Genomic DNA, 15,672 nt, shown 5'->3' on the forward strand with positions numbered 1-15,672 from the left:
ATGAGTAGTAAAGAAGAGACCATCAAGCATATGACCGGAAGATTAATGCGTATTATTAACAAGCATTTGCGTATTGAGGGACAACCCATTCCCATAGGTGACGGGGTGGAACTCAGGCCCGGAGAAATACATTGCTTGCAGGCCATCGGCCTGAATGAAGGCTCCAATCTAAAGTCTGTTGCCCATGTACTGGGAGTGACCAAAAGCGCGATTTCCCAGATGGTCGGCAAACTGGAGAGGCGGGGTTTTGTCCGCAAAGAACGTGCTCCTGATAATAACAAGGAATTGCTAGCCTTTCTGACTGAGGACGGCTGGGTTGCTTTCAGGAAACATCAGGACTTCCACGAGCGGCATATGCATAATCTGATGGACAGGCTGGATGAGTTTTCCGATCCGCAATTGGCTGCAACTACTGCCATTCTTGCGGTGATTGAAACTGTGGTCGATGAACGTATGGAAGAGATTCTTACATCCGGCCGTCCAAAGGGGTAGTTCCTCTTTGGGCGGTTCTGGAAAAAAATTTGACACAATGGTTTAGCTTCTTAACTAAGTCGGAGGATTATATGCATAGCATAGGTATTGATATCGGTTATTCCTCGGTGAAAGTGGCGGTTCTAGATGAACAGCGTAATATTGTTTGCAGCAGATATGTGCTTCATAAGGGGCAGGCGGTTTCCGTTCTGGCTGGCATTCTGGATGAATTAAAACCGGAGTTGGATACTGAAGAGTTTTGCGGAGCCATAACCGGTTCCGGCGGTAAGATTCTATCCGGGGAAGGATCAATTAAGGGTGTGAATGATTTGGCTGCACTGGTGGAGGGAGCAAAATTGTTGGCCCCTTCTTGCGAGTCAATCATTGAAATCGGCGGGCAGCGAGCCGGATTTATTACAGGTTTTGGTGCTGGGAAACGGTCCGGTATTGAATTTTCACTTAACCCTGATTGTTCTGCCGGTACAGGATCATTTCTTGAAGAACAGGCTTCACGAATAAGTGTTGAAATTGAGGATTATTCTCGTATCGAAAATGAAGCAACTTCAACACCCAGAATTGCAGGGCGATGCAGTGTCTTTGCAAAGACTGATATCACCCACCACCAGCAGGAAGGCGTTTCTATTCCCGATATCCTGCGCGGGTTGGCGTACGCCACAGCAAGGAATTACCGTAATGCTGTCATGCGTGGGCTACCCAAAAAGCCTCCGTTCTTTTTTTCTGGCGGAGTCTCGCAAAACAAGGCGATTGTGTCTGCATTGTGTCAGGTCCTGAATTTGAATGAGAATCAGCTCGTTATCCATCAACAAGGTAATGTGGCGGGAGCCTTGGGCGCGGCTGTTATCGGTCTTAAAGAAAACCGCCCCGTTAATTTCAAGCTGTTGATGGATTCATTGCAGGGCAATTGCGGGCCGTTGTTTTATGCCAAAGAGAAGACTTCCCTGCCTGCACTGGCTGGTTACGGAATTGCTGATACATCAGGCAAGCATATTTGCCGGGATATATCTAAGGAGACAGAACCGGTGGAGTGCTGGGTCGGCGTGGATATCGGTTCCACCAGTACCAATGTGGTTCTGGTTGATTCAACTAACCGTGTATTGGGTTACCGCTACCTGCGCACTGCCGGAAATCCGGCTAAGGCGGTAAAAACCGGACTTGAGGAACTGGGGCTCGACTTTGCCGGAAAGGTCAAAGTTATGGGCTCTGCCACCACCGGTTCCGGGCGTAATATGATCGGAAGGATCATTGGCGCGGACGTGGTTAAGGATGAAATTACTGCACAGGCACGGGCTGCGGTTTCGTTTTATCCTGATGTGGATACTGTTTTTGAGATCGGCGGGCAGGATTCAAAGTTCATTTCCATCAAAGATGGCGCAGTTTCAGATTTCCAGATGAATAAGGTCTGCGCTGCAGGGACAGGATCATTTATTGAAGAGCAGGCTAAGAAGATCGGCATTCCCCTTGAAGATTATGCCGATACCGCTTTTCAGAGCGAGGCTCCGATAAATCTCGGCGAACGTTGTACCGTATTTATGGAGACCAGTATTGCCGCTCATCTTGCTCAGGGAGATTCCATTCCTGATATTGCCGCGGGCCTCTGCTATTCCATTATCAAGAATTACACCAACCGTGTGGTGGGCCGCAAAAAGGTCGGCAAGAAGATTCTTCTACAGGGCGGGGTTGCCTATAATCAGGCCATTATCAATGCTTTTCGGGCAGTCCACGGTATGGATGTGCTGGTCCCGCCTTTCTTCAGTGTTACCGGAGCCGTTGGTGCTGCTATTCTAGCCCGCGAAGAGATGAAGGGCGAAACTTCCTTTAAAGGTTTTTATCTGGAGAATGAAAAGCCGGATAACGTAGAAGTAGAGCCTGCCACGCAATTCGCCCCCGGAAGCTTTAACAAACAGGTGCAGGATTTCATTTTTCGTGATTATGATCCTGATCCCGATCCGCAGAAAAAAAGTGTAGGCATGCCCCGGGCTTTATTTACTTTCGGTATGTTTACCATGTTCCATACCTTTTTTAAGTCGCTGGATATGAATGTGGTTCTTTCCGAACCTACTTCCGGGGAAACCATCAGCAAGGCTCAGGAATACGCACTTGATGAGACCTGCTATCCGGTCAAACTGGTTAACGGGCATACTGCCCAATTGGTCGAGCAGGGCGTGGATTATCTGTTCTTTCCCGACCTTTTTACCGCTTTCCATCCCAGCTCAAAATCTAGGCAGACCTACGGCTGCCCTTACATGCAATTGGCCTTTAAGATTGTTAGTGAAGCCATGAAGCTTGAAGAAAAAAACATCAAGCTGCTGGCCCCGACCCTTGCTTTCAATCAGGGGCCGGAGTTCATGCAGTCCCAGTTTATGGCCCTCGGTCGGCAATTGGGCAAATCACCTGAGGAAACCGGAGCGGCCTTAAAAGCTGCTATGGGTGCGCATGAGGATTTACAGGTGCGGATGAAGGAACGTGGACGAGAAACCTTGAGTTCTCTTGATCCCAATGCCAAGGCTTTTGTTCTTATCTCCAAGATTTATGGTGTCGCTGATCCCATTTTAAATATGGGTATCCCGGACAAGCTTGCTGAAATGGGTTACCGGACCATTCCTCTTTATGATCTCCCGGAGTCAGATATTTTCATGGAACATCCGAACATGTTCTGGCCCTTTGGGCAGCACATGCTGGCTGCGGCAAAACTTGTTGCCAAACATCCCAATCTTTATCCCATTTTTCTGACCCATCACGGCTGCGGGCCGGATACTGTTTTCTCTCATTATTACGGGGAACTTCTGAAAGATAAGCCATCCCTGACTATTGAAGTGGACGAGCATTCATCCAGCGTGGGTGTGCAGACCCGGGTGGAAGCCTTTGTTAACAGCCTTAGCAAGATTCCTGAACGTGAAGCTTTATCTTTGGAAGAATATGTGAACATCGGATCGGCTGATCCAGTTAATATCCTGACAGATTATTCCCGTCTCGGTTCACGTCCGCTGCTTTTGCCTGATATCTATCCTTATTCCTCCATCGGTTGTGCCATGCTCAAAGCCAAAGGTGTTGATGCGCGGGTTATTCCTGCCACTACAAGGGAATCTGTGGATATGGGGCGCAGGTATTCTTCGGGTAATGAGTATTTTTCCCTGACTGCGCTGCTGGGAGATGTGCTTGCAGCATTGAAGACTCATGATGGGGCAGTCGTTCCTGCTGTGTTGATTCCCCAGAATGAGGGTGCTGAGGTTGATGGGCAATACAGCCGCTTCATGCGTTGTGTTCTGGATCAGGAAGGACTGGGAGATGTTCAGCTGATCTCTCCGTATATGGAAGAGTTGCGGCTCTTGGATGATAAAGATGCCCGTATGCTTTTTCTCTGCCTGTTGGCTGGCGATCTCGTATTGCACACACCTCCCTTGCTAAGGGATGAGACTCTTGATCTTGTGCTTCGTCTGATCTCGCGCGGGCAGTTGAACATTGAAAAACTTGAGTCCACAGCACGTATCGTCCGCGAAGCCCTCGCCCGACAGGATCATGACGGGGCAATCATGGCTATCGGTGAACCGTTGGTGCTCTTCAAAAGTCTGCTTAATGACAACACTTTTGGCAGGATGGAGGAGCATGGCAGACGGGTGATCTATGCTCCCTTAAGCGAATATGTCTGGAATCTCTGGTACGACTATTACAATTTCAACAAGGTCGGCAGCGATTCTCCTTTGCGCAGCAATATTGCTATGTTTAAAGAATATATGGAGAGGATTTCCGAGCGGCTTGGTGAGTTCAGTCACTATGAGAATAGTTTCGGAACGCTTAAGAAAACAGCTGACCGGGGGCTTGGATTTTATTCTGGTGCCTTCGGCCGTTACCGGGGTGCCAAGATCATGGATAAAATACTAGGAGTTAAGGGTGTTATCTCTGTGACCTCCATGTATGAAAATACCGGGATAAGCCTTGGTATTCTTAAAGATCGCCTGAATGATAAACCATATGCCCCGACCCTTTCACTTACCTTTGACGGCAACCGTAATGAAAACAACAGGCTCAAGGTGGATTCCTTTCTGTACAACCTTTAATTCCTGCGGAGAATGAAGAATGAATAAAGAACATAAAAGCGGAATGCATTGCCACGGCGGACATGGGCACCGCAGGCGCGGTCCCACCAGTTACGGCATGCATGATTCAAGTCTGGTGTTCAAGGCTTTGAAGCTTCAGCATGGAGACGTTTTCCTGGATTTGGGTTGCGGTCCCGGGGATTATTCGATTCATGCGGCTTGTGATGTAGGGGAATCCGGGAAGGTATATGCCTTTGACAGCAACGCGACTATGCTTGAGCAGGTCAGGATTCAGGCCGTTGAAAACGGGCTGAAGAATATCAGCACCCATCTTGGCGACATGAACGGCCCGTTGCTCTTTGAAGATAAAAGCGTGGACACCTGCCTGATGAGCACTTCTTTGCATTGCATGAATCTGGATGAGTGCGGTTCTGCCATTTTCAGGGAAATTAGCAGGGTGCTGAAAGATTCGGGACAGGTGGCTATTCTGGAATGCAAGAAGGAAAAGACAGATTTCGGGCCGCCGCTGCATATGCGGATTTCAGGTGAAGAGCTTAAAGCGGTAGCTGAGCCTCTTGGTTTTACTGAGTCTCAATATGTGGATCTTGGTTTTAATTACCTGATTTGTTTTACCAAAAAATAATCCAGAAGGAGGTAGAATATGGAAATACTCAACCTTTATGGTTCACTTAACGGTCAGACCGAGAAGGTGGCCCTTGAAATTGCAAAAGTCGCTGAGCAGGCCGGACATAATGTAAGTACCGTCAATCTCAAAAAGGAAGGTGTCATTTTCGATCTGCTGAAATATGACCTTACCTTTGTCGGTTCCGGGGTCTACACATGGCTTCCGGGAAAATCTGTGAAGGAGTGGATTGAACGTCAGCTTGGTTACGCCCGTGACAATGATCTTATCCTGCCCGGTTCTCCGCGTGTTCCCGGAAAGTTTGCCTGCGTATATTGCACTTATGCCGGACCGCATACCGGAGAGGCTGAGGCGATCCCGGCAATTAAGTATATGGGCCAGCTCTTTGATCATCTGGGTATAAGTGTGGCTGACGAATGGTCGGTTGTGGGGGCCTTTGTCCCCGGAAAAATGCAGCATTTCAATACCAGCGGAAGGCTTGGTAATATTGAAGGCCGTCCAAATGCCGATGATTTGAAACAGGTCAGGGAAAAAACAGCGGGGCTGTTGAGTTCCTTGCAGGAATGCGTTGTGGATTGATCCATAAAGACCATGCCAGCTTCCCAATGATTTCTTGTCGGATATCGTAAAGTTAAATTCATCCGGGGCTGGCATGGTTTTGCGTTTAAAACTTATTAATAAGCGTGTATTGCGAGATTTCAATAAAGGCAGCGTATTGACTGCCCCCGCTAAAAATATCTGCCTCCCAAAAACTGAGACGAATAATTCTTGACAAGAATATGAAAATGGATTTCATTTTCGATATGACAAGTGAAGCAGCAAAAATATTTGTCGATTATCTGGCGAAAAACGGGTTGAGCATGACTCCCCAGCGCAAGGTGATTGTTGAGACTTTTTTGGAAACCGAAGGCCATTTTTCGGCTGAGGATCTTTTATTGTTGGTACAAAAAAGAGCTCCAGAAGTAGGGCAGGCAACTGTATACAGGACCCTTAAACTGCTTGTTGATTCCGGACTTGCCGAAAGTCTGGATTTCGGGTGCGGAGTTGCCCTTTATGAGCATGCCTATGGACATGAACACCATGACCACCTTGTCTGCACAAGATGTCAGAAAAAAGTGGAAGTGGTTGATAATGGAATTGAACACAGGCAGGAGGTCCTTGCCAGAGAAAATGGATACATTTTAACTCATCATCGGATGCTTCTTTTCGGACTTTGCCCGGAATGCCAGAAGCTCCGTGATAAGGAAGAGGGTTTGGAATCCTGATATTGGTATTCAAGGTCTTGATTTTACAAAACGGATGCAAAGTATAATTCTTTTATCAAATATGGAAGACGGATTGAAATCAAATTCCAGTGCGTTGGGGGCAGCCCCTGACGTGTAAAAGGAGTATATTATGTATCTTAAAAAAGCAGCAATCGTTGCAGCGGGAACAGTGTTGGGCGGACTCGTTTGCTACGCGGCGTACAAGTCCGAGACGGTAAGGAATGCCGCAAAGTCCACCATTAAGGCAGGAATTAAAACCAAAGACTGGGCAGTGGAATCTTACCAGAAGAGCACTGCTGAATTTAAAGAAATCGTCCGTGACGCTAAAGCAGAGGCAGAGCTTGAAGCTTAAGCGTAATTTTGTCGAGAATAGAATTTATGAGAAATCCCCCGAAACAATTGTTCCGGGGGATTTCTATTTTTATGCGCGTAGCTATCGCAGATGTCCGATGTCCCGCCAATTCAGGCCGAGGATCTCAGCGGCCTTGCGGTCCAGTTCCACTGCATCAAAGCTGGCAAGTATCAGTTCCGGGGCCGGGTCGCAAAGTGCTCCTCCCAGATGGTATTCAGCCAGTCCCACACTTGCATCCATCACAGAAAGCCACGGCGGGATGAACATGTTCAACTCTTTGACTGACTGTTGCATCTGACGGTGGAAAAAAGATTTTTTCCAGCTTCCGGCATTGTAATGAGATGGGGGCGCAAAGCCCATCATATTCTTAATTGCCCCGGTCATCCCGGCCAGTGAATGGGCCTTCAAGTTGGGTAAGGAAATGATTTTATGAGTGAAGGCTATTTCCGGCAGGAACATAGTCGGAAAGACCTTCGCTCCTTCCAATTTCTTTTTGCAGAGCGGGGCATGGTTCAGATCAAGCAGCTTTACACCGCATTCTTCAGCCAGTTTTTCATAGCCGAGCATTCTAAAGATTTCATCTGTTTCGTAATTCAAATCTCCGCACCCTTCGCCAATGACAATTTCAGCGTTGGGGTTTGCTGCCTGCACATATTCAATTACTGCGCGGCAGAATTCCGGCTGGGTAGTCACTGGCGGTGGAGAACTATTGACCAGATTGGGTTTGAGCAGGATTTTATCCTCGCCTGCAATGGCCTTAGCAGCTCCGATTTTATCCAGTGCTTCTGTTACGGAGCTGCGATAGTCCGTGAATTTTACTTCTGCTACGGGGGGCATGTTTATCCTTGGGGTTTGGTAACCGCGAATGGCGGTGGCTTTAAATGAGCGGGATCTTGCTTAACTATAAATTGATTTCGATAAAAAGAAAGAGTCGTAATATATGCTTGAAGGTCTGCGAAAAGATTTTAGGATTATAAAAAAGCCCGCTTCGAGCAGGAAGCGGGCTGAAATTAAAGGCAAGTTGGGATGCTTGGCTAATTATCCTGATTTCCATGCCGTGAGCATTTGATCAGGACTTCGGTTACGAATTTTTTGCTGTTACTGGTGGTCCAGTAGTCGGTAACATACCGTTCAAAGGAATCTTTACCCAGTATGTAACCGTTGTTGGCGGCCCAGCGTTCCATCTTCATGTAGGTTTTGTGGATGTCCTCGTGGGCGCCGAGATGGTAGCAGGAGAGCATCATGTCTCCGCCGAACTCATAAGTGTTTTCTTCGCTGCAAGGTATAACTGTCTTCTGCAGCATTTTTATTTCTTGATCCACTTCTTCGATGCGGTCCTTGCGTGATGAGAAGTTAATTATGACCGGACCGGTTATCTCGTTATTCACATCTTCCACATGCTGAGTGAATTCAAGGTTGATAATTGACCATTGAAGGTCGTTTTCAAATTTCTGGTCTTGGAAGAGCAGGGAACTGCTCTCAATGTACTTGATTGAAACTTCGTTAATGTTGTTATCTATAACCATTTCCGCTTCGCGAACCAGTTCGTACCAGTCTTTGACGGATACATGCCTGCGGCGGATTTTTTCCTGCTCGTCCTCAAGTTCTTTGATCTTGGCGCGGAACGAGTGCTGGATGGATTTAAATACGTGTTGTGCGCTACCCTCGATGAATTCCTTCATCTCTTCAAGGGTGAAACCCATCTGTTTGTAATACTTGATAACCGGGACAGATAACAGGGATTCCCGGGTGTAATACCTGTAGTTGTTGTAATCGTGTCGCTGAGAGGGGATAAGGTTGATCTGATCGTAATAACGAAGAGCTTTTTTGGAGATGTTACAGATCTTGCTCATGTCCCCTATGAAATAGCGTTCCTTGTATTTCACTGGTATCTCCTCCAGTTCTTATGGTCCGGTATTTCGAATTTTTTTTCAACCCCTCAACCTTTACGTGCGTAATTGTATGGTCCTCACCATATGAAAGCGGGGAGCGCCTCTTTCGAGACCGCTCCCCTTGCTTCAGTGAGGTCTTACTTAATGTATTGATTGATTGTTGCGGCTCCTTCCTCGTGGGCGCGGTAGTAAACGCGCAGCTCCTTATTGGAGTCGAGGTCGAAGCGGGACTCTTCGAGGAGTCCGTTTGCTTCCGCAGTCATCAGAGCGTTGATGATTGCGTCTTTTTTGAAGGCCTTGAAGTTGCTGTATTCACCGGCGAGGGCTTCCATAACGCAGTCTGCGCATGCTTCTTCAACTTTGGTGAAGTGTTTCAGGATAGCGTAGTTAAGGGGATACATTATGCTTTCTCCTCGTTGCTCTTGAACAGATCCATGGGGTTCATGGAGATAATGAAGATACCGATAACCATGATGATTGCTGCTGCCCAAGCGATGGGAGGCATAGCCCAGCCTTCCATACCCATAGCAATACCGAGTACGATCCAGCAGCAGAAGGGGCCCCAGAAGGAGAAGGTTCCGTTGCAGGACATACCGAGTGCAGCACCGCACATTGCGTTACCTTTGTACCAGTACATGAAGGTAAGGTATGCGGAGAGACCGGCCAGTACGAACCAGATCATGGCTTCGCTGTCGGTGAAGGACTGAACAACCATGCCGAATGCATCAACGTGTGCGATGAAGCCGAACAGGGGAACAAGAATGAAAAGGTTGGAGAAACCAGCGGTAACCTGACGGATAGTGATGCCGATTTCGGGGTCGATCATGGAAGTACCATAACCGCATACACAACCTTCGATACCCCAGCATACAGCAGCGAGGAAGCCGAAGAAGAGACCGAGCATCATGTTGGGGCCGCCTGCACCGTCGAGGCTGGTGGAGCCGATCATGAAGCTGGCGCCAAAGCAGATGGCGATACCGAACAGCATGCGTGCGTTGAGTTCCTGTTTAAAGAGGAAACGGCCGAGAATTGCGCCTACTGCGGGGCAGAGAGCTGCGATGGGAACTACCAGAGAACCTGCGAGCTGCAGGCCTACTACGTAAGCGGTACTTGCGAGAGGACCACCAACGATTGCTGCAGCAACCATTACCATACCGGGTTTGGTTTTGATGCAGCGTACGAAGTCAGCGAAGCGACCGCGGATACCGGCAAAGCTCATAGCCCAGAGAGCACTGCATGTGTCAGTGGTTGCTGCGCCGATTGCGCTTAAAAGATACATTACTGCAAATGCGGACAGTCCGGAATTTTCGCCATACCAGTCTACCCAAATACCTTTGGACATACCCAGAGTCATGAATGCAGTGTAAAAACCGTACAGCAGTCCGGAAAGAAGGGCGATAACAATGCCTTTTCTTTTAAAGCTGGTCGCCAGCTTGTGCTTTGCAGCGACGGCTGCCGGGTTGATTGCAACAGATGCTTCCCCCATGGTCGTCTCCTTAATCATTAAAAGTTAATCTGAAATTCACACCCTCGATCCCTGCATTTTCGTCACTGGTCTATGAATTCGCTTCCACATAGCAGGGAAAAAACATCCTTCCCCTAACGGGAAGGTCCTAGTTCTTAAATTTATATCCTTTCCCTTAAGGGGAAGGTCAACGAGGTTTTTTTGATTAGACTTAAAATGAGCCTGATAATGCAGATAGAGAGATAGGTAAAGAGAAGTAAAAGTCTGTTAAATCAGCGCCTTATTGTTTTTGCTTAGAAAAAAGAAAATAAAAATCCCATATTACCTACCAATATAATCAGTTATCGTAGTGGCGCAAGTTTTAAGGGTTACAATCGTGTTACGATTTGTGTTTGGCGTTCAGTATGAAAATATATTTTTTTGCATTACAAGCTAACACTATTTGTCGTGTTTTTGATGAAAGACTGAATACTGGTTCAATCCAATTGTTTTTTGGTGAGAAATAAAATCAGGACGAGGTATTGCGATAATAAAGTCGTTGATTTTCAGAATCATGTAATTTTTGTCGTGACGAAAATGTCATCGATAAAAAATCATTAATTTCAAATTATTACAAGAAAAGTTGCTAATTTTGTGAAATCTCTGTTGACCTTCCCCCTTAGGTCAGGGGCTAGTCTGTGTTCAGGATGTGGAAAAGGTGGATTCTTAAGATAAGCATCCGTCAAAAGTCATAAGTCATGGTTATGAACTTTAATACCAGCTCAATGGAGATTACATGAGATACCAAGGCGAAGAGGCCCTCGGGCTTATCGAAACTCTCGGAATGGTTCCGTCCATCGGCGGCGCGGACCAGATGCTCAAAACAGCAGATGTTAAACTCGTTGGTTATGAAAACATCGGGTCTACCCTTGTAGCCGTTATGGTTAAGGGTGATGTTGCCGCAGTAAAGGCTTCCGTGGAAGCGGGTGCCGCAACTGCAGCGGAAATCGGCAAGCTCACTGCTCAGAACGTTATGCCCCGCCCCATTCGCGGCGTCGGCGATATCGTGTCAGTTCATGGTGTGGAGACCACGGACACCGATTACTCCGGCCCCCGTCCGCGGGCAATGGGTCTGATTGAAACATTCGGCATTGTTTACGTACTTGAAGCGGCAGACGCTATGATGAAAGCAGCAGATGTTGAACTCATCGGTTACGAGAACGTTGCTTCCGGATACATTTCCGTACTGGTTCAGGGTGATGTTGCAGCATGTCAGGCAGCTGTTGAAGCTGGCGTAAAAGCTGTGGAAAATATGGAAGCTGAAGTTTACGCTTCTCTGGTTATCCCTACACCCCATCGCGATCTGGAACAGATCACCAAGATCTACGCAATTGACAACCTGCTTCCCTAAGCGAAGCAATGGTTAATGCAGGGTATTAAGTAACGTTTCAGTCACAGGTAAAGGGGTAAGCGATGATTGTTGATAACGATTTGCTCTCCATCCAGCAGGCCAGAATTCTGGCAGAGAATGCCCACGAGGCACAGAAAGAGCTGGCAACCTTTCCGCAGGAAAAGCTTGATGAAATCGTCGAGCATATTGCGGATGCGGTTGAGGAGCATGCCGAAGAGCTTGCGATCATGTCTCATGAAGAGACTGACGGCGGCAAATGGCAGGATAAGCTGGTCAAGAACCGCTTCGTCTGTAATCAGGTCCGTAAGGAATTGCGCGGTATGCGCTGTGTGGGGGTTATCAAAGAGGACTCCCAGAAAAAGATTACTGACATCGGTGTTCCTGTCGGAGTTATCGCAGCTCTCTGTCCAGTGACTGGGCCGGTTTCAACCACGGTCTATAATACCCTGATTGCAATCAAATCTGGAAACGGTGTTATTTTTTCCCCCCATCCCGGTGCTGTGAAAAGTATCGGCCGGGTTCTGGATATTATGATCAAGGCCGGAGAATCCTGCGGTCTTCCTGAAGGCTGTCTTTCCTATCTGGAAACAGTCACCAAAAGCGGAACCTGTGAACTTATGAATCACAGAAATGTTTCGCTGGTCATGGTTACCGGAGTTCCCGGGATGATTCAGTATGCCCAGAAAACAGGCAAACCGGTCATTTACGGGGGAACCGGCAACGGTCCGGCATTTATCGAACGTACTGCCGACATTGGGCAGGCAGTTAAAGATATCATTGCCAGCAAGACTTTTGATAACGGGATTGCTCCCTCAGCGGAGCAATCCATCGTTGTCGATTCCTGTGTTGCCGAGAACGTGCGCCAGTCCCTTAATTCTTGCGGGGCATACTTCATGTCCGAGAGTGAGGCCGAAGCTCTGGCCGAACTGTTCATCGCGCCCGATGGACAGCGCAGGAAAGGCATGGCTGGACAGTCCGCACAGGTGCTTGCCCGTAGAGCCGGGTTCACCATTCCCGAAAATACCACCGTTCTGGTGGCGGAACGCAAATATGTTTCCGACACCGACCCCTACTACAGAGAATTTCTTTCCCCTGTACTGGCCCTTTATGTGGAAGACGATTGGATGCACGCATGTGAAAAGTGCATCGAGTTGCTGCTTCATGAAAGGAACGCACACACTCTGGTTATTCACTCCGCAGATGAGGATGTGATTCTCCAGTTCGCTCTGAAGAAGCCTGTTGGCCGACTTCTGGTCAACACTCCGGCTGCTTTCGGTGGCATGGGTGCTACTACCAATCTGTTCCCCTCAATGACTCTGGGCAGTTCTTCTGCCGGATTCGGAATCACTTCCGACAACGTTTCTCCCATGAACCTTATCTACATCAGGAAGGTTGGTTGCGGTGTGAGACGTGCTGAAGAGGTGCTGGGACAGTCCGGTCAGGCAGGCGGTCAATATAAAGTTAAAGATAACGATTCCAATATGGTGCAGGTGATTCAACAGATCCTGCAAAAGGCCATTGAAGCCATAGATGATCCTGCGGATCGCTAAGAATCAAATCCATTAAACGGAGGAAATACAGTGGATCTTCAAAGTTTTTCCAACAAGCTTGCTGAAGCTACCAAAAACCTTACCGATACCGAACGGGCATCGCTGAAGAAAATTTTCGAAGGCGTATCCGCAGAGGTATTCAAAGAGAAGGCAGAACAGCCTGCAGCCGCAGTCTCCTGCACTGAGACCAAGGGTATCCCCAATGGTCCTACCGATCGTCACGTTAAACTGAAAGAGAACTTCCTCAAGCAGGTTCCTTCTGTCAGCGTTGAGTCCGCTCGCGTGATGACTGAAATGGCTAAAGCAAACCCCGGTCTTCCTCCGGCAATCCTGCGCGGTAAAAGCTTCCGTGCAAGCTGCGAGCAGGCTCCCCTGGTAATTCAGGATCACGAACTCATCGTAGGTAACCCCACCGGTGCACCTCGTCGCGGTTCTTTCTCTCCTGAAATCGCATGGCGCTGGATGAAAGACGAACTGGAAACCATCGGCTCCCGTCCTCAGGACCCCTTCTACATTTCTGAAGAAGACAAGAAATACATGAAGGAAGAGCTCTTCCCCTTCTGGGCAGACAAGTCCATCGACGAATACTGCGAAGCTCAGTATCGCGAAGCTGGTCTCTGGGAACTCTCCGGTGAATCCTATGTTTCCGACTGCTCTTACCACGCTGTAAACGGTGGTGGTGACTCCAACCCCGGTTACGATGTCATCCTGATGAAAAAAGGCATGCTCGACATCAAAGCCGAAGCGGAAGCACACCTCGAGGAACTCGACTACGAGAACCCCGAAGATATCGATAAAATTTACTTCTACAAGTCCGTAATCGACACTGCAGAAGGTGTAATGATCTACGCCAAGCGCCTGTCCGAATACGCAGCACAGAAAGCCGCTCAGGAAACCGATCCTAAGCGTAAGGCTGAACTGCTCAAGATTTCTGAAGTTAACGCTCGCGTACCTGCTCACAAGCCCGAAACCTTCTGGGAAGCTATTCAGGCAGTATGGACTGTTGAGTCCCTGCTGGTTGTTGAAGAAAACCAGACCGGTATGTCCATCGGCCGTGTTGACCAGTACATGTACCCCTACTTCAAGGCTGACCTCGAAGCAGGCCGCCTGACTGAGTATGAAGCTTTCGACCTCGCCGGTTGTATGCTCATCAAGATGTCCGAAATGATGTGGATCACCAGTGAAGATGCATCCAAGTTCTTCGCCGGTTACCAGCCTTTCGTAAACATGTGCGTAGGTGGTGTTACCCGCGAAGGTTACGATGCAACCAACGACCTGACCTACCTGCTCATGGATGCAGTACGTCACGTTAAGATCTACCAGCCTTCTCTGGCTACCCGTGTTCACAACAAATCTCCTCACGCGTACCTGAAGAAGATTGTTGAAGTTATCCGCTCCGGTATGGGCTTCCCCGCAGTTCACTTTGACGATGCTCACATCAAGATGATGCTCGCTAAAGGTGTATCCATGGAAGATGCTCGTGACTACTGCCTGATGGGTTGTGTTGAACCCCAGAAAGCAGGTCGTCTCTACCAGTGGACTTCTACCGCTTACACCCAGTGGCCTATCTGCATCGAGCTGGTCATGAACCACGGTGTGCCCCTCTGGTACGGCAAACAGGTTTGCCCGGACTTTGGTCCTCTGGAAAATTACGACACCTACGAGAAATTCGAAGCTGCCGTTAAGGAAATGATCAAGTACATTACCAAATGGACCAGCGTTGCAACCGTTATTTCCCAGCGCGTTCATAGGGATCATGCTCCTAAACCCCTCATGTCCCTTATGTACGAAGGCACCATGGAGTCCGGTCTTGACGTAGCCTCCGGCGGCGCCATGTACAACTTCGGTCCCGGCGTTGTCTGGTCCGGTCTCGCCACATACGCCGACTCCATGGCCGCCATTAAAAAGCTGGTTTACGATGACAAGAAGTACACCCTCGCTCAGATGAACGAAGCTCTCGTTGCTGAATTCAAGGGTTACGACCAGATCAAGGCTGACTGCCTTGCAGCACCCAAGTACGGCAACGACGATGACTACGCCGACATGATCGCTGCTGATCTCGTTCACTTCACCGAAACTGAGCACCGCAAGTACAAGACCCTGTACTCCGTACTCAGCCACGGTACCCTGTCCATCTCCAACAACACCCCGTTCGGTCAGCTCCTCGGCGCTTCCGCCAACGGTCGTGACGCATGGATGCCTCTTTCCGATGGTATCAGCCCGACCCAGGGTGCGGACTACAAAGGACCCACCGCGGTTATCAAGTCCGTTTCCAAGATGGCTAACGATCTGATGAACATCGGTATGGTTCACAACTTCAAGATCATGTCCGGACTGCTCGACACTCCCGAAGGTGAAAACTCCATCATTACCCTGCTGCGTACTGCAAGTGCTCTGGGTAACGGTGAAATGCAGTTCAACTACCTTGATAACGCAACTCTTCTCGATGCTCAGAAGCACCCCGAGAAGTACCGTGACCTCGTTGTACGCGTAGCTGGTTACTCTGCATTCTTCGTAGAGCTCTGCAAAGACGTACAGGATGAGATCATCAGCCGTACCATGATGAATGAGATCTAAGATCCATTACTG

The 15,672-nt window shown here is 48.5% G+C and carries 13 protein-coding genes; 9 read left to right on the forward strand and 4 right to left on the reverse strand.

Translation table 11 applies throughout. From position 1 onward, the window contains the following. The 6 genes from DESAL_RS19565 to DESAL_RS02325 all read left to right on the forward strand — a co-directional run bounded on the left by DESAL_RS19565 (position 1) and on the right by DESAL_RS02325 (position 6,786). A complete protein-coding gene (locus tag DESAL_RS19565) occupies positions 1-492 on the forward strand; it encodes a MarR family winged helix-turn-helix transcriptional regulator (protein WP_157046909.1) in 492 nt (163 codons plus the stop codon). Between the two features lie 71 nt (positions 493-563). Further along, positions 564-4,547: an acyl-CoA dehydratase activase gene (locus tag DESAL_RS02305; protein ID WP_015850343.1), complete on the forward strand. Its 3,984-nt coding sequence runs from the start codon at positions 564-566 to the stop codon at positions 4,545-4,547. Positions 4,548-4,566: 19 nt separating this feature from the next. Beyond that, positions 4,567-5,169 (forward strand): class I SAM-dependent methyltransferase, encoded by a 603-nt coding sequence (locus DESAL_RS02310; protein ID WP_015850344.1) that lies wholly within the window; start codon positions 4,567-4,569, stop codon positions 5,167-5,169. An 18-nt stretch (positions 5,170-5,187) separates the two neighbouring features. Next, on the forward strand, positions 5,188-5,748 hold the full coding sequence (locus DESAL_RS02315; RefSeq protein ID WP_015850345.1) for a flavodoxin domain-containing protein: 561 nt from the start codon (positions 5,188-5,190) through the stop codon (positions 5,746-5,748). Between the two features lie 200 nt (positions 5,749-5,948). Then, on the forward strand, positions 5,949-6,434 hold the full coding sequence (locus tag DESAL_RS02320; protein ID WP_015850346.1) for a Fur family transcriptional regulator: 486 nt from the start codon (positions 5,949-5,951) through the stop codon (positions 6,432-6,434). Between the two features lie 130 nt (positions 6,435-6,564). Further along, entirely contained in the window at positions 6,565-6,786 is a 222-nt protein-coding gene (locus DESAL_RS02325) for a hypothetical protein (protein WP_015850347.1), read from the forward strand. An 81-nt stretch (positions 6,787-6,867) separates the two neighbouring features. Here DESAL_RS02325 and DESAL_RS02330 read toward each other — a convergent pair whose 3' ends face one another. The 4 genes from DESAL_RS02330 to DESAL_RS02345 form a co-directional block, all read right to left on the reverse strand. Further along, complete coding sequence (locus tag DESAL_RS02330) at positions 6,868-7,623, reverse strand: DUF362 domain-containing protein (protein WP_015850348.1); 756 nt, start codon at positions 7,621-7,623, stop codon at positions 6,868-6,870. 197 nt (positions 7,624-7,820) lie between these two features. Then, positions 7,821-8,672, reverse strand: a complete 852-nt coding sequence (locus DESAL_RS02335) for a choline utilization transcriptional activator (RefSeq protein ID WP_015850349.1) — start codon at positions 8,670-8,672, stop codon at positions 7,821-7,823. A 143-nt stretch (positions 8,673-8,815) separates the two neighbouring features. After that, positions 8,816-9,079, reverse strand: a complete 264-nt coding sequence (locus tag DESAL_RS02340; RefSeq protein ID WP_015850350.1) for a hypothetical protein — start codon at positions 9,077-9,079, stop codon at positions 8,816-8,818. Then, positions 9,079-10,164, reverse strand: a complete 1,086-nt coding sequence (locus DESAL_RS02345) for a membrane protein (RefSeq protein ID WP_015850351.1) — start codon at positions 10,162-10,164, stop codon at positions 9,079-9,081. Before DESAL_RS02345 ends, DESAL_RS02340 begins: the two co-directional genes overlap by 1 nt. Before the next feature lie 754 nt (positions 10,165-10,918). Here DESAL_RS02345 and DESAL_RS20665 point away from each other — a divergent pair. From DESAL_RS20665 to cutC, 3 genes are all read left to right on the forward strand, one after another. After that, on the forward strand, positions 10,919-11,533 hold the full coding sequence (locus DESAL_RS20665) for a BMC-T shell protein (protein ID WP_015850352.1): 615 nt from the start codon (positions 10,919-10,921) through the stop codon (positions 11,531-11,533). Positions 11,534-11,595: 62 nt separating this feature from the next. Beyond that, entirely contained in the window at positions 11,596-13,083 is a 1,488-nt protein-coding gene (locus DESAL_RS02355; RefSeq protein WP_015850353.1) for an aldehyde dehydrogenase family protein, read from the forward strand. A gap of 30 nt (positions 13,084-13,113) precedes the next feature. Then, positions 13,114-15,660, forward strand: coding sequence for a choline trimethylamine-lyase (gene cutC, locus DESAL_RS02360; protein ID WP_015850354.1), 2,547 nt, complete (start codon positions 13,114-13,116; stop codon positions 15,658-15,660). Positions 15,661-15,672 lie beyond the last annotated feature (12 nt).

Source organism: Maridesulfovibrio salexigens DSM 2638, from assembly GCF_000023445.1.
GTDB lineage: Bacteria > Desulfobacterota > Desulfovibrionia > Desulfovibrionales > Desulfovibrionaceae > Maridesulfovibrio > Maridesulfovibrio salexigens.